The 19,024-nt window shown below is 63.2% G+C and carries 20 protein-coding genes; 3 read left to right on the forward strand and 17 right to left on the reverse strand.

Going from position 1 to position 19,024, the window contains the following annotated elements:
* Nucleotides 1-43: 43 nt before the first annotated feature.
* Both NKJ08_RS05505 and NKJ08_RS05510 read left to right on the forward strand, forming a co-directional pair.
* Nucleotides 44-1,231: a Gfo/Idh/MocA family protein gene (locus NKJ08_RS05505; RefSeq protein WP_352525096.1), complete on the forward strand. Its 1,188-nt coding sequence runs from the start codon at nucleotides 44-46 to the stop codon at nucleotides 1,229-1,231.
* 87 nt (nucleotides 1,232-1,318) lie between these two features.
* On the forward strand, nucleotides 1,319-2,170 hold the full coding sequence (locus NKJ08_RS05510) for a sugar phosphate isomerase/epimerase family protein (protein ID WP_352525097.1): 852 nt from the start codon (nucleotides 1,319-1,321) through the stop codon (nucleotides 2,168-2,170).
* Between the two features lie 75 nt (nucleotides 2,171-2,245).
* Here the strand turns inward: NKJ08_RS05510 and phnE (NKJ08_RS05515) are convergent, their stop codons facing one another.
* The 16 genes from phnE (NKJ08_RS05515) to phnG all read right to left on the reverse strand — a co-directional run bounded on the left by phnE (NKJ08_RS05515) (nucleotide 2,246) and on the right by phnG (nucleotide 17,114).
* On the reverse strand, nucleotides 2,246-3,613 hold the full coding sequence (phnE, locus tag NKJ08_RS05515; protein ID WP_352525216.1) for a phosphonate ABC transporter, permease protein PhnE: 1,368 nt from the start codon (nucleotides 3,611-3,613) through the stop codon (nucleotides 2,246-2,248).
* 2 nt (nucleotides 3,614-3,615) lie between these two features.
* Nucleotides 3,616-4,572: a phosphonate ABC transporter, permease protein PhnE gene (phnE, locus tag NKJ08_RS05520; protein WP_352525098.1), complete on the reverse strand. Its 957-nt coding sequence runs from the start codon at nucleotides 4,570-4,572 to the stop codon at nucleotides 3,616-3,618.
* Between the two features lie 53 nt (nucleotides 4,573-4,625).
* Nucleotides 4,626-5,534 (reverse strand): phosphonate ABC transporter substrate-binding protein, encoded by a 909-nt coding sequence (gene phnD, locus NKJ08_RS05525; RefSeq protein ID WP_352525099.1) that lies wholly within the window; start codon nucleotides 5,532-5,534, stop codon nucleotides 4,626-4,628.
* A gap of 165 nt (nucleotides 5,535-5,699) precedes the next feature.
* Nucleotides 5,700-6,548 (reverse strand): phosphonate ABC transporter ATP-binding protein, encoded by an 849-nt coding sequence (gene phnC, locus NKJ08_RS05530; protein ID WP_352525101.1) that lies wholly within the window; start codon nucleotides 6,546-6,548, stop codon nucleotides 5,700-5,702.
* 167 nt (nucleotides 6,549-6,715) lie between these two features.
* Entirely contained in the window at nucleotides 6,716-7,663 is a 948-nt protein-coding gene (locus tag NKJ08_RS05535) for a Csu type fimbrial protein (protein ID WP_352525217.1), read from the reverse strand.
* A gap of 29 nt (nucleotides 7,664-7,692) precedes the next feature.
* Complete coding sequence (locus tag NKJ08_RS05540; RefSeq protein ID WP_352525102.1) at nucleotides 7,693-10,113, reverse strand: fimbria/pilus outer membrane usher protein; 2,421 nt, start codon at nucleotides 10,111-10,113, stop codon at nucleotides 7,693-7,695.
* Nucleotides 10,085-10,804, reverse strand: a complete 720-nt coding sequence (locus tag NKJ08_RS05545; protein WP_352525103.1) for a fimbrial biogenesis chaperone — start codon at nucleotides 10,802-10,804, stop codon at nucleotides 10,085-10,087. Before NKJ08_RS05545 ends, NKJ08_RS05540 begins: the two co-directional genes overlap by 29 nt.
* 26 nt (nucleotides 10,805-10,830) lie before the next feature.
* Complete coding sequence (locus NKJ08_RS05550) at nucleotides 10,831-11,277, reverse strand: Csu type fimbrial protein (protein WP_352525219.1); 447 nt, start codon at nucleotides 11,275-11,277, stop codon at nucleotides 10,831-10,833.
* Between the two features lie 220 nt (nucleotides 11,278-11,497).
* The gene (locus NKJ08_RS05555) at nucleotides 11,498-12,115 is read right to left on the reverse strand and encodes a DapH/DapD/GlmU-related protein (RefSeq protein WP_352525104.1); all 618 of its coding nucleotides are present in this window, start codon (nucleotides 12,113-12,115) and stop codon (nucleotides 11,498-11,500) included.
* Nucleotides 12,112-12,819 carry a phosphonate C-P lyase system protein PhnL gene (gene phnL / locus NKJ08_RS05560; protein ID WP_352777071.1) on the reverse strand — a complete coding sequence of 236 codons (708 nt, stop codon included), beginning with the start codon at nucleotides 12,817-12,819 and terminating at the stop codon, nucleotides 12,112-12,114. Before phnL ends, NKJ08_RS05555 begins: the two co-directional genes overlap by 4 nt.
* Before the next feature lie 2 nt (nucleotides 12,820-12,821).
* On the reverse strand, nucleotides 12,822-13,598 hold the full coding sequence (phnK, locus tag NKJ08_RS05565; RefSeq protein ID WP_352448383.1) for a phosphonate C-P lyase system protein PhnK: 777 nt from the start codon (nucleotides 13,596-13,598) through the stop codon (nucleotides 12,822-12,824).
* Nucleotides 13,595-14,041 carry a hypothetical protein gene (locus tag NKJ08_RS05570; RefSeq protein WP_352525106.1) on the reverse strand — a complete coding sequence of 149 codons (447 nt, stop codon included), beginning with the start codon at nucleotides 14,039-14,041 and terminating at the stop codon, nucleotides 13,595-13,597. The genes phnK and NKJ08_RS05570 overlap by 4 nt, the downstream gene beginning before the upstream one ends.
* Complete coding sequence (locus NKJ08_RS05575; protein ID WP_352525108.1) at nucleotides 14,041-14,931, reverse strand: alpha-D-ribose 1-methylphosphonate 5-phosphate C-P-lyase PhnJ; 891 nt, start codon at nucleotides 14,929-14,931, stop codon at nucleotides 14,041-14,043. The genes NKJ08_RS05570 and NKJ08_RS05575 overlap by 1 nt, the downstream gene beginning before the upstream one ends.
* Nucleotides 14,928-16,040, reverse strand: a complete 1,113-nt coding sequence (locus NKJ08_RS05580) for a carbon-phosphorus lyase complex subunit (RefSeq protein ID WP_352525109.1) — start codon at nucleotides 16,038-16,040, stop codon at nucleotides 14,928-14,930. Before NKJ08_RS05580 ends, NKJ08_RS05575 begins: the two co-directional genes overlap by 4 nt.
* 1 nt (nucleotide 16,041) lies before the next feature.
* Nucleotides 16,042-16,653 (reverse strand): phosphonate C-P lyase system protein PhnH, encoded by a 612-nt coding sequence (gene phnH, locus NKJ08_RS05585; RefSeq protein WP_352525111.1) that lies wholly within the window; start codon nucleotides 16,651-16,653, stop codon nucleotides 16,042-16,044.
* Nucleotides 16,653-17,114, reverse strand: coding sequence for a phosphonate C-P lyase system protein PhnG (gene phnG, locus NKJ08_RS05590; RefSeq protein ID WP_352525112.1), 462 nt, complete (start codon nucleotides 17,112-17,114; stop codon nucleotides 16,653-16,655). Before phnG ends, phnH begins: the two co-directional genes overlap by 1 nt.
* A gap of 130 nt (nucleotides 17,115-17,244) precedes the next feature.
* Between phnG and phnF the strand changes: the two genes are divergently transcribed.
* The gene (gene phnF, locus NKJ08_RS05595; RefSeq protein WP_352525113.1) at nucleotides 17,245-17,988 is read left to right on the forward strand and encodes a phosphonate metabolism transcriptional regulator PhnF; all 744 of its coding nucleotides are present in this window, start codon (nucleotides 17,245-17,247) and stop codon (nucleotides 17,986-17,988) included.
* Nucleotides 17,989-18,006: 18 nt separating this feature from the next.
* On the opposite strand, the gene NKJ08_RS05600 is transcribed toward phnF, so the two are convergent.
* Nucleotides 18,007-19,023 carry a zinc-binding alcohol dehydrogenase family protein gene (locus NKJ08_RS05600; RefSeq protein WP_352781515.1) on the reverse strand — a complete coding sequence of 339 codons (1,017 nt, stop codon included), beginning with the start codon at nucleotides 19,021-19,023 and terminating at the stop codon, nucleotides 18,007-18,009.
* Between the last annotated feature and the right edge of the window lies 1 nt (nucleotide 19,024).

A 19,024-nucleotide genomic window follows, 5' to 3' on the forward strand; every position in this document is an offset into this window, starting at 1 on the left:
CGCCCCGCAAGGGGGAGGGTAACGAACAACGAGGGAGAAAATCATGGTTGGCGCATCGAAGGCGGAAACGGGGGGCGGTCCGATCCGCTACGGCATGGTCGGCGGCGGACAAGGCGCCTTCATCGGTGCGGTGCACCGCATCGCGGCGCGTATGGACAACGAGTTCGTGCTGGTTGCCGGTGCCCTGTCGTCGGATCCGGAGCGCGCCAAGGCCTCTGCGGCCGAGCTCGGGCTCGATCCGGCACGCAGCTACGGCTCCTATGCCGAGATGGCCAAGGCAGAGGCCAAGCGGCCGGACGGCATCGAGGTGGTGGCCATCGTCACGCCGAACAATGTGCACGTGCCGGCCGCCAAGGCTTTTCTCGAGGCCGGCATCCACGTCATCTGCGACAAGCCGCTGGCGACGACGCTGGCCGAGGCGAACAAGCTGGCGGCGCTGGTCGAAAAGACCGGCAAGGTGTTCGTGCTGACGCATAACTACACCGCCTATCCGATGGTACGGCAGGCACGCGAGATGGTGGCCAAGGGACAGCTCGGCGATATCCGCATCGTGCAGTCGGAATATCCGCAGGATTGGCTGACCGAAGACCTGGCCGCCACCGGCCAGAAGCAGGCGGCGTGGCGCTCAGACCCCAAGCAGGCCGGCGCCGGCGGTGCGCTGGGCGACATTGGCACGCATGCCTATAACCTCGCCCGTTTCGTCTCCGGGCTGGAGCTCGATTCACTGTCGGCCGATCTCGACGCCTTCGTGCCGGGGCGGCTGCTCGACGACAACATCAACGTGCTGCTGCGCTTCAAGCCGGTCGGCAAGTCGCACCCGGCCAAGGGCATGATCTGGGCAAGCCAGGTGGCGCCCGGCCACGAGAACGGGCTGAAATTGCGTATCTACGGATCGAAGGGCGGGCTTGAATGGGTGCAAGCCGACCCGAACTATCTCTGGTACACGCCGTTCGGCCAGCCAAAGCAATTGATCACCCGAAATGGCGCCGGCGCACTTCCCGTCGCCGGGCGCGTCAGCCGCGTTCCGCCAGGCCATCCGGAAGGCTATCTCGAAGGCTTCGCCAACATCTACCAGGAGGCCGCGCGGGCGATTCGTGCAGCACGTAGAGAGGGCGGCAAGCCGGCTAAGGATGTCGTCTTCCCGACCGTACAGGACGGCGTCGAAGGCATGGCCTTCATCGAGGCCTGCGTGAAGTCGTCCACGAAGAATGGGGCGTGGACGAAGCTCTGAAGGGATGGTGATATTCAGATGAGGCCGGCCTCATCTGAATCTCACCACTCCTCGGGTGATCGAGCGAATGATGGGAGAGGGGCGTCGATGAAAATCGGCATGTGCATGCTGTTGTGGACGACCAGTGTCTTGAAAAAACACGAGCCGCTGCTCAGGGACATCAAGGCGACCGGGTTCAACGGCGTCGAGATACCGGTCTTTGCCGGCACGCCGGACGACTACAAGAAGCTCGGTGAGCTGCTCGACCGCATCGGGCTGGAACGCACCGCGGTCTCGGCGATGGGCGATCCGGCGATGAACCTGATCTCGCCGGATGCCTCGACGCGCAAGGCCGGTATCGACTACATGAAATGGGCGATCGATTGCGCTCAAGCGCTTGGCGCGGACACCTTGAGCGGCCCGTTGCATTCGACGCTCGGGGCCTTCTCCGGCAGCGGGCCGACAGCGGCTGAGAAAAAGCGCTCGGTCGCCTCGCAACGTGCCATCGGCGACCATGCCGGCAACAAGAACATTACCATCGGACTGGAGGCGCTCAACCGTTTCGAATGCTATCTGCTCAACACGATGGACGACCTGTCGGAGCATATCGACGCGATCAACCGGCCGCACGTCAAGGCGATGTACGACACCTTCCATGCCAATATCGAAGAGGCCGATCCGATCGGCGCCTATACGCGCAATCGCAAAAACGTCGTCCATATCCACATTTCGGAGAACGATCGCGGCGTGCCGGGCCGCGGCCACGTCCCCTGGAAGGAGACGTTCTCCGCTATCCGCAAGAGCGGCTATGACGATTGGCTGACGATCGAGGCGTTCGGCCGTTCGCTGAAGGATTTGGCGGCAGCAACCAAGGTGTGGCGCGACTTTTCGGAAAGCCCGGAAGCTGTCTACCGCGACGGCTACAGGCATATCACGAGCGGCTGGAAGAAGGCGGCATAGCAACTGTTCCTTCGTCAAACACGGGGGAAGCCCGCTGTTGCCGAAGGCGTGGAGACCTGCGGCCAATCGTGGTGATCACCCCTGGCCGGCCTGAATCCGGTTGTAGTCGTGGATCGTCCTGCTCAGCCGGCGGCGCAGGAAATTGGAAATGTTGTCGAAGATGAAAACGACGAGCAGGATCAGCAGCACCATGTAGAAGACATTGGCCCAGTTGGAGTTGGTGCGCATCGCCTCCCAGAGCTTCAGGCCGATACCGCCGGCACCGACAGCACCGATGATCGTCGCGCCCCTGGTGTTGGATTCCCACTGGTAGAGCGTTTGGCTGATGAAGACCGGGATCACTTCCGGCAGCACGCCATAGCGCTGCACCAGCAAGCCGTTGGCGCCGGTCGACTGGATGCCCTCGCGCGGCTTGTCGTCGATGTTCTCGAGACCTTCCGAATAGACTTTGCCGAGCGTGCCGATCTCGGTGAAGAAGATCGCGGCGCTGCCGGCCAGCGGGCCGGGGCCGAAGGCGCGGGTGAAGAACAGCGCCCAGATCAGCATGTCGACCGAACGCATGAAATCGAAAAAGCGCTTGAGCACCTGGCTAAGCAGGCCGCTCGGGGTGATGTTGCGGGCGGCGAAGAAGGCGAGCGGGAAGGCGACGATGCCGCCGAGCAGCGTGCCGAGAAATGCCATGACGATGGTCTGGAACAGCTTCGTCCAGACGTCGCCATGCTGCCATTGGGCATTGTACCAGATATTGTCGGCGGCCAGCGCAATGTTCGATGTGCCCGGCTTGAGCTCGGGTCCGGACATCAGCAACGAAACCACCTCGCCGGGCGACTTGCTGAAGAAGGGCGAGCGTGTGTCGAAGACGAAATTCGCCCAGCCGAGGAAGCGCTTGCGGACTTTGACGCGATCGACGGTTATGCGGACCTCGCCGGCAAAGCCCATCCTGGCAACGATTTCATCGTCGTGTGCGGTGATCCAGTCCGGCACGGGGCCGGATATCACCGGCTTGCCGCTGGTCAACGACACCGGTACCGTCTGGCCATTGGCGACCAGTATCGCCTCGGTCTTGTCGAAGGTGACCGATTTGGCCCGGCCGTCGATCAGGATGGTGTAGGAACCGTGGGCATTGGTGATGACCCAGTCGGGATGGGGATCTTCGCCAAGAGCCGAGAAACGCGGGTATTTGGGCGTGATCTGAGGCTGGTCGAGACGGAATTCCGGCTGCAGATCGTAGCTGATCCATTGCGTCAGGAAGAGCGGCAGGCGTTCCCAGTGCGATTCCCTCAGCACTTGCGGCAGGCTGAAGAACCACAAGGCGTAGACGAGGTAGAGCAGGATGCCGGCGAACAGAACCAGCGGGCCGAAGCGTTTGTGCACGGGCCGCCGGAACACTTGGGGAAAGCGCTCCTCGATCGACTGCATCTCATCGGCGGTCATCGCGGCCATGCTCAAGCGCGCATCATAAATGCCTGATCGCCGACGAGCTTGCGACGAAGCCAGGCGGAGAACTGGTCGACGAGGAAGATGGTGGTGAACAACAGCAGCACCAGTGCCAGTGTCTTGGCGCCGAAGCCGCGCGAGATCGAGAGCTTCAGCTCCTCGCCGATGCCGCCACCGCCGACCGCGCCGATGATGGTCGAGATGCGGACATTGATTTCGATCCTGAGCAGCGTGTAGGACATGAAATTGGGCAGCACTTGCGGCAAGCCGGCGAAACGTACGCGCTCGAACCAGTTGGCACCGACCGCGCGCAGGCCTTCTTCGGCGCGCATGTCGACGTTTTCGTTGATCTCGTAGAAGAGCTTGCCGAGGGCGCCGATCGAATGCAGGCCGATGGCGATGATGGCCGCGACCGGGCCGGTCGAGAGGATGGCTGCGAACAGGCCGGCAATGACGATCTCCGGGAAGGCGCGAAGCAGTTCCATGAAGCGCTTGACGACGAGCCTGAGCACCGGACTGGGCGTCAAATTGCGGGCCGCGATGAAGGAGAAGGGCACCGCAAAGATGAAGCCTATGAAAGTGGAAACCAGCGCCACATTAAGCGTGGTGAGCATCAGCTCGAAATATTCGGGCAGGTAAAAACCGCCCCAGAGATAGACGCGGCCAAGCGGGAAGTTGAACTCCTGGCTGCCCTTGTCGTGCGGCGATGCGATGTCGAACAGCGCGCGCCAGACGTCGTTGCAGTCCTTGGGAACAAGCCAACTAAGGAAATCCAGTATGTGCGGTAGCCGATCGAAGAAATGTCCGGCATTGGCCTCGTCGGCGAACCACATGGCTGTGCACATCGCGACAAGCAGCAAGCCGACGCCGAGCGCGGTGTAGAACCGGCGCAAGGACGTCTGGCGTTGCCAGGTGTCGGCCGTCCGCCGGGTCGTGTCTGAACGGATCGTGGCTGAGATGGTCATGATCGGGTATGCAAAAAGGGCGGCGCGGGTAACGCCGCCCTTTTCAATTGCATTCAGCCGCCGATCGCGGCTTTGCGGGCTTCGACGATGACGCTGTAGAAGTCCGGCTTCACCGGAACGTAGCCGGTGAAATCGCCGCCTTCGATGGCCTCGAAGCAAGGCTTGTCCTTGGCCGGCAGGCTGGTGAAGAAGTTGGCGAGCTTGGCGCTCATATCGCCGCCGAGCGCGGTGCGCACGACCAGCGGGCCGTTCGGGATCAGGCCGGAGCGCCAGACTTCGACGAAGTCGTTGGGGTCGACGGCGCCCTTGGCGATTTCCTTGTGGAAGGTGCCAGAAGTATAGCCGTTCTTGAAGTCGCCGATGCCCGAGGAATCGTCAACCGCAACATCGACCTTGCCGTCGCGGACGGCGAGAAGGTTGTTCTCGTGGCCGCCATTGAACTGCGTCGAGGCGAAGAAGGTTTCGTTCGAGGCGCCGGTGTCCTTCGGGATCTGGGTCAGCGGGATCAGATAGCCGGAGGTCGAATCCGGGTCGGCATAGCCAAGCTTCTTGCCCTTTGCCGACTTTATGTCGGTGATGCCGGACGACTTCAGCGCCAGGCCGATTGAATAATAGCCGGTCGCGCCGTCGGTCTGCTGGGTGGTGAGGATCGGGGTCACCGCGTTCGGATCCTTGAGATAGACGCTGGCATAGCCTGACGCGCCAAGCTCGGCGAAATCGAGCGTGCCGCCGAGCAGGCCCTGGATAACGCCGTCATAGTCGGCGGCCGGGAACAGCGAGACCTTTTCGAAGCCGAATTCGGACTTCAGGTGATCGGCGAGGCACTGAAAGTTGCGCAGCCGGTCTGCTTCATTTTCACCGCCAAGGATGCCGATGCGGAATTCCTTGATATCCTGGGCGTGAGCGGCACTTGCAGCGATGGCGAGCAATGAAACGGCGCCAAAAACCATCTTCCTAAACATTGGGTCTCTCTCCTTTGATCCGGCCTCGCGCCGGTTGCGATCGAATTTTGACGAGTGCCTTTGACGCGGGCGGGCGATCAGGCCGTTTTCATTGTTTGTCCATGATCTTTTCCGAAAACCGGTGTCCACTTTTTGCTACGCTGACCTTCGGTTCGGGATCATGGACTAGTATCCCGGAAATGCGGGCTCCAGCGGTCCGGCGGATGCAGCGATTTTCTGTTTGACGGCGACACTGGTCGAGGTGATGGCCTCGGAGATTTCGCCGCCATTGCTGTCGGCACCGTAGACCATGCGCACGGCCTCGCGGTTGAGATCTTCGGGCGGGCCGTCGAAGACGACCTTGCCGGCGGCCATGCCGATGATGCGGTTGCAATAGTTACGGGCCGTATCAAGGGTGTGTAGATTGGTGATCACCGTGATGCCTTCGCGCAAATTGATGTCCTGCAGCGAATCCATCACCACCTTGGCGTTGAGCGGGTCGAGCGAGGCGATTGGCTCGTCGGCGAGCAACACCTTCGGCCGTTGCATCATGGCACGCGCGATCGCAACGCGCTGCTGCTGACCGCCGGAAAGGGTGCCGGCAGGCTGCAGCGCGGTGCGGGCGATGTCGAGACGCTCGAGGGCTGCCACCGCCTCGGCGCATTCGTTGCGGGAGAACATGCCGAACAGGTTGGACAGGGTCGAGCGGTGGTTGAGCCGGCCGAGCAGCACATTGGTCAGCACGTCGAGGCGCGGCACCAGATTGAACTGCTGGAAGATCATGGCGCAGTCGCGCTGCCAGCGCCGGAGCGGCGAGCCGCGCAACCCGGAGACCTCGACGCCGTCGAACAGGATAGATCCCTGGCTGGGATCGATGAGGCGGTTGATCATGCGCAGAAGCGTCGATTTGCCGGCGCCCGAGCGGCCGATGATGCCGACCATCTGGCCTTGCGGAATGGAGATGTGAACATTGCTGACAGCAGTGTTCTTGCCGAACCGGCGGGTGACGCCGCGGATTTCGAGCGTAGCTGACATGGTGCAGGCTCCAGTCCAGTCGCAATTGAAGGTCTGTTAACCCTCGCTAGCGCAGCCACGTGAACCTGCGGTGTCTGATTGATGTCAGTTTTGTTACCGCCCACAGGTGTGCTGCAGGCGGCCCCGTTCGTCAGTCGGTTCCGAAGGGCATCAGCTTGCCGTTCCGCTCAGTAGGTGACTGTGACGACGACCGTATCGGTGTAGACACCGGCCGATGGCGTGGCTTGTGGCGGCACCCGACCATAAACGGTGAGGCTTTGAGGCGCGCCGGTTCCGGTGCCCGCCACTGTGCTACCAGGCGTCGACGCATCACCCCAGGGCTGAGTTCGATCGGTGTCCTTGTAGAGCCCGTAAGTCACGGTTTCCGCACCCTTCGACATCTTGCGCGCCGTCGGGGCCGAACCGGTTGTGCCGCCGCCCAGCGATACAGTGTAAGCAGCTGCCGGCGTGCAGGTTATCGAAACCTGACCGGCGGCATCGACATCTGCGGCGAGAACGCCCGTCGATCCGAAATCGACGTTGCTGGTCGATACGAGGCAATTCGCAGCGACCGTTGCATTTATGGTGAAAGTCGGAGCCGCCGCCAAGGTGCCGGTACCTGTATTGCAGTTGTTGGTGCTGCTGACGCGGTAACGAAATTCGACATTCGCACCAGAAAAGGTCGAGAGATAGGTCCCGGGTGGAGCCGTGCCCTGGCCACCAAATGCCGCGCCGTAGATTGTGGCGGTGCCCGTGGCCGTGCCCAAAAGACCCAGCGTCAACGTCAAGACCGGCGGGCGCGAAGCATAGGCCCAGGCATAAGATCCCCAGACGATGCTGCGCGCCGTATCCGAATAGAGCTGATAGTTGAGGCTGCTGGCTCCGCTCAGCATTTGTCGGGCCGCTGCCGTGGATGCGCCTCCGCTGCCGGCTGCAAGATGCGCACAAATAAGGATGCGCTGGGTGACCAAGCCCCCCGTGCAACTCATGTCTATCGTCGCGGTCGAGTTGGTCTGGCTGCTCGACAGAGTATCGACCGAGCCAAAATTCATGCCGGAAACGCCGAAACTGCAGCTCAAGGCCCAAGCGGCCGACGGGAACAGGACGACGATCAAGAGCATGACAAAGCGGAGCATCTTGTTTCCCATTGTCACCTTTCCCATTGTCACTGGCACGTCACGTCCTTGATCGCCACTTGCTGGCCGGGTGTGGGCAGGTAGAAAAATTCGGCCCGGCAGGAACTCCCATCGGAGCGAGCAATGACGAGTGCGTTTTCGGCACCCAGGTCGCGAATGTACGCCTGGCCGTCATAGCCGATGATGAAGTCTTCCGACCCACCCTCCATGCGGCCGCTCAGGCCGGCCTCGAGCGGTACCCCGCTGCTGTCGACCAAGGTGACGAGCGCCGCCTCCGGCGCTTCCGAAACACCGAATTTCACCACCACGCCGCTGCGATCGGCCGGCACCACGATTTCCCTGGTGGCCGGAATATCCGCGTCGACCGGCAGGTTCTTGGGATCGATCGAAATTGTGTTCGGCTCGTAGGAATTGAGGCCGGGGATCAGAATGCGGCCGCGACTGTCGGTCTTGCCGACCGGGCGATTCTGGAATTGCACGTCGACGTCGGGCGCGCCGACCTCGACGACCGCGAAAGCGTCGTCGATACGATTGGTGGCGAAAACGCCGCCACCTGCCACTGCGATTGCGCCATCCATCTGCGCGGTGGCTCTGAAATCCTTGTCATATTGTTGAACGTCGGCTTCGAAGCGAGCGAAGGGAGCCCTGTAGCTGACGGCAGCCGAACGGCTGGTTGTTTCTCCTTCCGACGTTCGCGCCCGCCAACCGATGCTGCCGTCCTCCAGACGCTCCGACCTGGCAACGTCGGCAACGACATTGAGGCCGTCGGGGCCGTTCTCCACGCCGGTCGAGGCGGTGATGTCGTCCCCGAATGAGATCGAGATCCCGGCAAACACGCCGAAGCTGTGATGGTCTTCGAGATCGGCAAAGGCCGTAGCGTAAAAGCTGCTTCGTTTGAATATTTGCTGACTATAGGAAAGGCCGACAATCTGGCTCTTCTCGCCTTCGGCGCTTTCGAGATGCGTATAGGAGAGATTGAGGCTCGAAAACTCAAGTGGTGCCGGAATGCTCAATGTTACTTGATCAATCGATCGCGGAACGTCCCCGCTGAAGATCGGGAAATCGCCGGGATCAGGAAAGGAAGGTTCGGCGGTCACCGAGGCGATATCCTGGTAGTCGCCGAAGGCGCGCTGAATCCGACCATAGATCGACCATCCCTCGGAACTCATCTCCAGCGACGCGTTCACCAGCGAGCCAGTGCGCCCGTCATGATTGCTGGCGGCAACGGCGAGTGAGGCAGCGCCGTAGTGTCCGAGCGGAAACGCGGCGCCCACCCCGCCATTGACCAACCCCTCGCCGCCCTCGGCATGGGCCTCGAGTGTCAGCCAGTTGGTGAGACCGTAACGCGCCGTGGCGATGCCAAACAGGCGCTCGTCATAGTCGGCGGATTCGATGCCGAAATTGCGCCGTGGAAGTCCAACTTCGGCGGAGAAATCGAGCAGCCCCTGTCCCAGCATCGAGCTGGAGGTGTAGAACGGAAGCGTGGCGGTGGTTTCACGACCGAGACTGTCTCGCAAGACAACCTGCGCTTCGCCGGCGCCTGCAAACACCGGCAGATTGGTAATCTGGAAGGGGCCGGCGGGAACCTCGCCGCTGTAGGTGCGGACGTTCTGGGTGTAGACTTCAAGCGTCGAAGGAACGGCTGCGGTTCCTCCGAAAGACGGCAGCGGCAGCGTGACCAGGTCGGATCGAAGCCGGAAGTTGCGCTGCGCCTGGACGCCGCCGAGGTAGACGGGCCGCGTCCATGACAGCCCGCCGGAAATGAAGTCACCTGCCCGATAGGTCATCAGGCGCTTCGGGTCCGAGTAGTTCCAGGTCGTGTTGAGCCGTACAAGTCCGCCAAACTCGCTGTCGGAATAGCCGGCGGTGAATGACTGGCTGAGCGTGCCGAAAGGGCTGAAAGCACGCGCGTCGAAGCCGCCGGAAATGCCCTGGAACAAGTCCAGATCATCGTCGAAGAAGCTGTTGGAGCTCGCAAAAAGCGAATAGTTCAGCACACCACCGTAGCCGGACTGCGGCTGAAGACGATCTTCCTTGTCGGTGCCGCGAATGTCGACGACGCGTGCGGCCCGACCCTCGTTGCTGGTCGTGACGTAAAGGCGCTGGGTTGCTTCGTCGATCCGAAAAGCGACCTCCGGCAGTCGGTCGAGCCTGACCAGGCCATCGTTGCCGATAGCGTCCTCCACGGGCTTCAAGCCGACTTGCTCCAGCTCGTCCGGAGTTGCCGCCAGGCCGCCGTCGGCAAATTCCGTAAAGGTGCCAATCAGTCCCGTCGAAACATCATTGATGAACACTTCGAGGTAAAGATCGCGGCGTCCCGCCGGGGGGAGAGCGGAGTCCACGACTTGCGGCTCAGCTTGCGAAACCTGAGCGACCGCCGGCAGGAGAGGGAAGATGATGCCCGCAACGACGACCGCGACCCTAGCGCCCCTTGATCGCCACTGGGGCATCGAATGGTCCACGATCACTTTGCCCTTTTAGCGTGATAGGGCTTCCAGCCAGCGATTTGCCGTTGCCGAGCGGCCATTGCATGGTCGCGCCGCCCAAAACATAACCGACAAGCCCGCTGCGACCACCCAGCTTCTTGCCGCCCTGAACCAAATTGAGATTGGACAGTCTCACGCGGCTTTCACCATTGTTGTGCGCTATCAGCATCAGCCTGCCTCCGGTCCGCGATACACTGAACGACACGTCAGATGCCTTTGCGTCGGGATTGCGAAAGAAGACAGGCACGGAATAGCGCAGCACCAGAGTGACAGTGCCGCCCTTCCTCCGCGACGGGTCAGGCAGTTCGTCCACCAGGACGCGGTAGCTTTCTTCCGTATCCACCGGCGCCTTGCTGACGCGAACGACACGAACGACGTAGTCGGCATTCGGTCCGATCCGCGTCGATGGCGGGCTGGCGACGACATCCGAGGTCGGCTCTAGTTGCTCCACGCCGCCTGCCTGGCGCCACCGAAAGACGCGGACCTGGACATTGATAGGCCGCTTGGCGTCATTGCGCAGGTTCAGAACCGCCGCGCTGTCGGGGGCGATCAATTCCAGATTGGTCGGGGCTACCCGCAAGGAAGCACCCTGAGAGTAGCCCGCGCACAGCAAGACGATCGCTGCGGCACTGACGTGTGTCAGCATGGATCGCATGCTAATTCCTTCGCGTTTGGGGAAGGTCAATAGGTTATGGTAATTGCAACGGTGTCCGTGTAGTCGCCTGCTGCCGGCGTCAGCTGCGCAGGTACCCGCCCATAGACGGTCAGGTTCTGGACGTTGCCGTCGCCGGTTCCCGTAACGGTGTCGGTGTTGACAGTGTCGCCCCATACCAGGGTGCGCGCGCTGTTACTATACATCGTGTAGTTTACCGTAGCAGCCGCCGGCGAAGTCATTTTGCGAACCGCAACCGTCGCGCCGGTGCCGGCACCTGCGCCGAGGCCCACATTGTAAGTCTGTCCGGAGGTGCATTGCACACCGATTGTGCTGGTCTCCTCGACGTTTCCATCGATGACGCCGTGCGAACCGAAATTCAGATCGCCAGCGGTTTGGACTTTGCATTGATTAGTGATCGTCAGGCGAACCGTCATACTACCGGCAGCCGTCACGGCAAAAGCGGAATTCGTCATCAATGACGCTGTCGAAAGAATAGCCAAAATGGCCGTCAGCTTGGCGCGCATCCGAGTGCTCCTTTTTTCTCGGCTGCTCGCCCATCGCGACAACCGTAGTACATACATCTCGCATGTCTCTGTTAAGATTCAGATAAGTTTAGACTCGGCTAAATTGTGGTTCCTGGTGCGCGAACGCGCGTGTCACTCGCCGGGTGGAATCTCTGCCGCGGTATCAGGGCTACGCGCCGTATTTCTCCAGAAACGCCTCGGCCGAAAGCGCGCGGAAATCGTCGAGTGCGGCGCGCAGCCGGGCATGATCCCAGTCCCACCAGGCGAGCGCCTGGTAGCGCTCCGCCGTGCGGCGGTCGAAGCGTTCGCGGATCGGTCTGGCCGGCACGCCGCCGACGATGGTGTAGGGCGCGACATCCTTCGAGACGACCGCGCCAGCGCCGACCGCCGCGCCGTCGCCGACGGTGATGCCGGGCAGGATGGTCGAGCCATGGCCGAGCCAGGTGTCGTGGCCGATGGTGACGCGTTTGGCGCGGCGCTGGGCGAAGAATTCGCTCTCGTGCTCGGCGTCGTCCCAATAGTCGGAGGCGCGATAGGTGAAATGATGCAGCGTCGGCCGCCAGGTCGGATGATTGGTGGCATTGATGCGGACGCTTGCGGCGATATTGGCGAACTTGCCGATGGTCGCGCACCAGACGGCACAGTCCTGCATCATGTAGGAATAGTCGCCAAGAATGCTTTCCGAGACCCGGCTGCGCTCAGCGATCTCGGTCCAGCGGCCAAGCGTCGAGTTCTCGACTTCCGCCGTCTCGTGGACCAGCGGCGCCTCCGACAATTTCTTGGTCATGCGGCGATTTTCCCGGCGGCGAAGGCGGTCACGTCGATGATGCGGTCGGCGACCGCCTCGCGCACGTCGTGGTCGTGGAAGATGCCGAGCAAAGCGACGCCCGCCGCCTTCTTGGCGGCGATCAACGCAATCACCACGTCGCGGTTCCTCGCGTCGAGCGAGGCGGTCGGCTCGTCGAGCAGCAGGATCGGATGCTCGGTGATGAAGCCGCGCGCAATATTGACGCGCTGCTGCTCGCCGCCGGAAAAGGTCGCCGGCGGCAGCGCCCAGAGTTTTTCGGGCAGGTTCAGCTGCCCCAGCAAGGCGCGCGCCTTGCCGCGCGCGACCTCACGGTCCTCGCCACGCTCGACCAACGGTTCGGCGACAACATCGAGCGCCGAGACGCGCGGCACGGTGCGCAGGAACTGGCTGACATAGCCGATCGTGAGTCGGCGAACTGCAAGCACGGTGCGCGGGCTGGCCGAGGCGAGATCGATGAGCCCGCCCTCGTGCTGGACGATGATCTGGCCTTCGTCGGCGGCATAATTGCCGTAGAGCATTTTCAGGATCGAGCTCTTGCCGGCGCCGGACGGACCGCCGAGCACAGAGCATTCGCCGGCCCTGATCGCGAACGAGACACCGGCGACGACCGGCAATTTGATGCCGTCACGCAGATGCATGGTGAAGCTCTTGGCAACATCGGAGACAACGAGCGGGGTCGCCATGATTACACCTGCAGTATCGAGGAAACGAGAAGCTGGGTGTAGGGCGCGCGCGGATCGTCGAGCACGCGGTCGGTGAGGCCGCTTTCGACGACGCGGCCGTCCTTCATCACCATCATGCGCTGCGACAGCAGCCGCGCCACCGCGAGATCATGGGTAACGACGATGGCCGCGAGGCCGAGATCGGTGACCAGCCCGCGCAGCAGATCGAGCAAGCGCGCCTGTACCGAGACGTCGAGGCCGCCGGTCGGCTCGTCCATGAATACCAGCCGCGGCCCGGTGACGAGGTTGCGGGCGATCTGCAGGCGCTGGCGCATGCCGCCGGAAAAGGCGCGCGGCTCATCGTCGATGCGGTCCTCGTCGATCTCGACGCGCGACAGCCAGTCGACGGCCGTGGCGCGGATCCTGCCATAGTGGCGGTCGCCGACCGCCATCAGCCGCTCGCCGACATTGGCGCCGGCCGACACAGTCATGCGCAGGCCGTCGGCGGGGTTCTGGTGGACAAAGCCCCAGTCGGTGCGCATCAGGAAGCGGCGCTCGGCCTCGCTCATCCGGTAAAGCTCGCGGAACTGGCCGTCGCGCATGCGGTAGCTGGCGGTACCGGAGCTGGGTAGCAGCCGCGTCGACAGGCAGTTGAGCAGCGTCGTCTTGCCGGAACCGGACTCGCCGACCACCGCCAGCACCTCGCCCGGCCACAGGTCGAACGTGACGTTCTCGCAGCCGACGCGCGAGCCGTAGAATTTGGACAGCGCCGAGACGCGCAGCAACGGTTCGTCGATCATGGGCGCGATCCTGGCATGAATTCTATGCTGTCGGCTTCGCTGTCGATCTTGCCGTCAAGGAGTGCGAGGAAGGCCCTCCCGACCTCAACCAGACCCTTGGTTTGATAATCCAGCCCCCAGGAGTTTGTGAAACCAAGAAGGTTCATGGTTGATGCAGGGAGCTTGTCGCCATGCCGGGACAGTGCTTCGAGCAGTCTTTCGATAGCGGCGACGACGGAAGCTTTCGTTGCGGAGTCGGCAGCAGCCTCGTCGAGATGGGCGTCCATCGCCCCGACGATCTCAGCCTCTGACTGCCACAACCATTCGTCGCGCAGTAGCATAAGGGGATCTGCTCGATCTGCCTTGGTTTCCAGGTTCAAAGCCAACAGTCGCAGCCAAAGGGACAGGACAGAGTCGCGCATCCAGAAGCCTTTGTCGCCAATCGCGACGAATGAGGTGCCCATTATGTCCGCTCCTCAAGAGTGGCTGCTGGGTGCTGTCCATGACCCGCTTCGCGCCGCTTCTCGCAATGATCTGTGTCGGAGCAGACGAACATGTGGCCGCCATGATCATCGAGGATGACCTCGTCGAGATAGACGTTTTCGGCCGCGCACAGCGCGCAGGGCTGGTCGAAGGTCTGCACCTCGAACGGATGGTCCTCGAAGTCGAGGCTGACCACATTGGTGAAGGGCGGCAACGCATAGATGCGTTTTTCGCGGCCGGCGCCGAACAGTTGCAAAGCCGGCGAACGGTGCATCTTCGGATTGTCGAATTTCGGCGTCGGCGAAGGATCCATCACATAGCGGCCTTCGACTTTGACCGGATAGGCATAGGTGGTGGCGATGCGGCCGTGCTTGGCGATGTCTTCGTAGAGCTTCACATGCATCAGGCCGTACTCCTCCAGCGCATGCATTTTGCGCGTTTCGGTCTCGCGCGGCTCGAGGAAGCGCAGCGGCTCGGGGATCGGCACCTGGTAGACCAGCACCTGGCCGGCCACCAAAGGGTGTTCGGGGATACGGTGGCGGGTCTGGATGATGGTCGCCTTGGCCGTCTCGGTGGTGACGGCGACATTGGCGACCTTCTTGAAGAAGGCGCGGATCGAGACAGCATTGGTGGTGTCGTCGGCGCCCTGGTCGATGACCTTGAGCACATCGTCCGGCCCGATGATCGAAGCGGTGACCTGGACACCGCCGGTGCCCCAGCCATAGGGCATCGGCATTTCGCGCGAGGCGAACGGCACCTGATAGCCGGGGATGGCGATGCCCTTGAGGATCGCCCGGCGGATCATCCGCTTGGTCTGCTCGTCGAGGTAGGCGAAGTTGTAGGTGGCGATATCGGTTGGTTGGGCGGTCATTCCGCGGCCTCCCTTTTCTCTTCCATCTTGCCGGTGTTCTCGCGGGCGTCGTGCTCGGCGCGCATGCGGCGCACGAGGTCGAGTTCGGCCTGGAAGTCGACATAGTGCGGCAGCTTGAGGTGCTCGACGAAGCCGGTCGCCTGGACATTGTCGGAATGCGAGATGACGAACTCCTCGTCCTGGGCGGCGGCAACGACATCCTCGCCGAACTCCGAAGCGCGCAGCGCGCGGTCACATAAAGCCATGGCCATCGCCTTGCGCTCGCTCTGGCCGAAGACGAGGCCGTAGCCGCGGGTAAATTGCGGCGGCGCCTTGGCCGAGCCTTTGAACTGGTTGACCATCTGGCATTCGGTGACGCGGATTGAGCCGAGCGGGACGGCGAAGGGCAGTTCCGGCACGTCGAGTTCCAGCTCGACCTCGCCAATGCGGACTTCGCCGACGAAGGGATGATTGCGCGCATAGCCGCGCTGGGTGGAATAGCCGAGCGCCAGCAGAAACCCTTCGTCGCCGCGCGACAGCGCCTGCAGGCGGATATCACGCGCCATCGGGAATTCGAGCGGCTCGCGGGTGATGTCGCCTGGGACATGGTCCTGCGGCATGTCGCCGTCGGGCTCGATCAGGCCTTCGCGGGCAAGGATCGCCGAGACGCGCGGCATGGCTTCCGCCTCGCCCGCACGCTGCTCCGGCTCGGCGACATCGCCGCCGGCGGCAAGCTCGGGATCGAGCAGCCGGTGGGTATAGTCGAAGGTCGGGCCGAGAAGCTGGCCGCCCGGCAGGTCCTTGTAGGTCGCCGAGACGCGCCGCTCGACCAGCATCGTGCCGGTCTCAACCGCTCTGGTGTAGCCGAAGCGCGGCAGCGTCGTGCGATAGGCGCGAACCAGGAAGATCGCCTCGATCATGTCGCCGCGCGCCTGAACGATGGCGAGCGCCGCCAGTTCGCGGTCGTAGAGCGAGCCTTCGCTCATCACCCGGTCGACGCCGAGCGCCAGCTGCTCGACGATCTGGTCGAGACGAAGTGCGGGCACTGAACGGTCGCCGCGCCGGCGGTCGGCGAGCAATTGATGAGCGTTGCGAATGGCCGCTTCGCCGCCCTTTACCGCGACATACATCCTATGCCTCCATCATCTTGATGCGCGTCGTGCGCGGCAGGCAGGCAATTCCGCCAGGGGTGGCGAGGATGATGTCGACGCCACGCGGAAAGCGCTGGTTATTCTGCTTCCACTGCTCGACGAAATGACGCGGCATCCGTGCCGGCGCGATCGTCGCCGTCCGTTCGATGCCGGGGCCTTCGAGCAATAGCGGAGCGCCGGAGACGAGATCGCTGACCTCGAGGATCAGCGTCGTGGAACGGTCCGGATAGTCCTGGGTGCCTTGCGAAAAGCCGTCGAGCGCCATCATCTCGGCCGGCGAGGCGATCAGCGCGAAATGTGCGTCGGCCGGCGTGTTGGCCAGTGGCGCGCCGGTATGGAAGCCGAGCCAGGATTTGATAGCGGGCGAGGCCTGCAAAGCCGGGTCGAGCCAGAGCGGCGTGTCGTTGTCGCACAGCGCCAGGGCTATGGCGCCGGCGGTGGCCGACAGCGGCGCCGGAGGGTGGGCAAGGACCGGCAGGGGCTGCACGCTGCCCGGCCGTGCCATCGCGTCCATGACGGCGCGGAACACCGTCTGCGCGTTGAAGACCGGATCGGCGAAACCGCCTTCGATCGATTGCACGGCTGCGTCCATCAGTCTTCTCCGCGTACCATGGTGAAGAAGTCGACCTTGGTCGCCGCCGTCTCGGCGCGGCGCTGTTCACGCGCCTTGGTCAGTGCGGCCTGCAAGGGGGCGACGATCCTGGTCTCGACTGCGTTACGGTGGGCGGGGTCCTGCCAGAGCGCGTCGGCAATCGCTGCCAGCCTTGCCTTTTGCTTGTCGCGGCCGAGTGCGTAGCAGTGGCCGACCTGCCCGGACGCAAGCCGCACCGTGGCGCGGGTGACCGTCGCCTCGCCGACATTGAAGGGCGCACCGCCACCGCCAATGCGACCGCGCACCGTAACCAGGCCGGTTTCGGGACCACGCAAAAGCTCCGCCTGGGAAGGCAGGCCGGACTCATTCCAGAGACGGACGATATCGTCGCCGGGGGCTTGTGCCAGTGTCGCCATGGCGGCTTTGCGCTCGGCCTGCTCTCGCGCTTCCTGTCCCCGCATGGCCGGTGCTCCTTGTGCGCTTAATTTGTCTATTGATATAGACAACTATACAAATTATACCCGTTATCTAGCGCGTGTCCATGACGGGTGAGTGACAAGAGCCAAAGTGGGCGCAAAGTTGGGGGCGGGAATGATCGGGCATGCCAACAGCATCGAGCGGCGCAGCGGTGTTGCACTGTGGCGCCAGATCGCCGACCAGATCCTGCGTTCGATCGCTATCGGGGATTTTCCCGAGAACGCGGCACTGCCGCCGGAGATCGTGCTAGCCGAGCGCTATGGCGTCAACCGCCACACGGTGCGCAGCGCCATCGCGGCGTTGGTGCAGGAGGGTGTGCTCAAGGCAGAGCAGGGGCGTGGCACTTTCGTGCTGTCGCGCAGGCGGCTGTCCTATCCGATCGGCACGCGCACGCGCTTTTCCGAAGGCCTGCAGGGCCAGGCGTCGGAGCGCAGGAGCGTCTTGCTGGCGTCGGCGGTCGAGCCGGCCAGCCGGCGCGTCGCCGAAGGGTTGGGCCTTGCCAAAGGGTCCGACGTCATTCGCCTGGAGACGCGCGGTGAAGCCGACGGACAGGCGGTGTCACGGGCCACCGGCTGGTTCGACGCCAAGCGCTTTGCCGGCATCGATGCCGTCATGGCGGAGACCGGATCCATCACCGCATCGCTCCAGCGCTTCGGCGTCAGCGACTATCTCCGGCAGTCGACGGTGCTGTCGGCGCGCCATGCGGATGCCGCCGATCTTGCCGACCTCGACCTCCAGCCAGGGGCCATCGTGCTGGTCACGGTCGCCGTCAACGTCACGCCGGACGGAAAGCCGATCCAGTTTGCCGAAACGCGGTTCCCAGCGGAGCGCGTCGAGCTGAAACTTTCGGCTCTCTGAGGCGCGCCAGCTTCGGCATCACCCGGCCTGGATGACCGCCTTGATCAACCCGGATTTCTCATGCGCCCAGCGGGCGAGGTCGCGCGGCGTCTCGCCAAGCGTCGTGCGGTGCGTGACGAGCTTTGCCAGCGGCACCGCGCCGTTGCGGATCGAGGCGGCGACATGGTCGAAATCGGCACGCAGGGCGTTGCGGCTGCCGATCAGCATCATTTCCCGCTTATGGAATTCAGGGTCGGAAAAGCTGATGTCGTCCTTGACGACGCTAACCAGCACCAATGTTCCGCCATGCGCGACATGGGCGAAGGCCGACTGCACCGATCGGGTGCTGCCGGTGGCGTCGAACACCGCGTCAAAACCATCGCCGCCGGTCGCCTGTCGGACCAGTTCGGGGGCAGCTCCCTGCGAGCCGTCGTGCGTCGCGAAGCCGAGTTCGCTTTCGGCAAAACCCAGCCTCTCCGTACTCATGTCGAGCAGTGTCACATCGAGCCCGGCGATGCGGGCAAACAGCGCCGTGCCGAGCCCGATCGGGCCCGCGCCTATGACCAGGGTGCGTGCGCCGGATTGAGCCAGCGAGCGCCGTACTGCATGGGCGCCGATCGCCAGGAATTCGACGGCGGCGGCATCGGCCAGCGACAGGCCGTTTGCCGGATAAAGATTTTGCGCCGGCACCAGGATCTGCTCGCACATGGCGCCGTCGCGGTGGACGCCGAGCACCTCGATCTTCACGCAGCAATTCGGCTTGCCTTGCCGGCAGGCGATGCATTGGCCGCAAGCGAGGTAGGGATTGACGATCACCGGCTCGCCGATTGCGAGGTCGACGCCTTCGCCAGCCTCGATCACGGTTCCCGAGACTTCGTGGCCCATGATGCGGGGATAGGCGAGGAACGGATGCTTGCCTTCGAAGATGTGATAGTCGGTGCCACAGATGCCGACATGGCTGACCGCGACCAGCGCCCAGCCGGAGGGCGGCGCGGCCGGCGCCGGCCGATCTTCAAGGACAAGGTCGCCGGGCGAGCGGCAGATGACGGCTTTCATG

The organism is Mesorhizobium sp. M0244 (genome assembly GCF_040321795.1).
GTDB lineage: Bacteria > Pseudomonadota > Alphaproteobacteria > Rhizobiales > Rhizobiaceae > Mesorhizobium.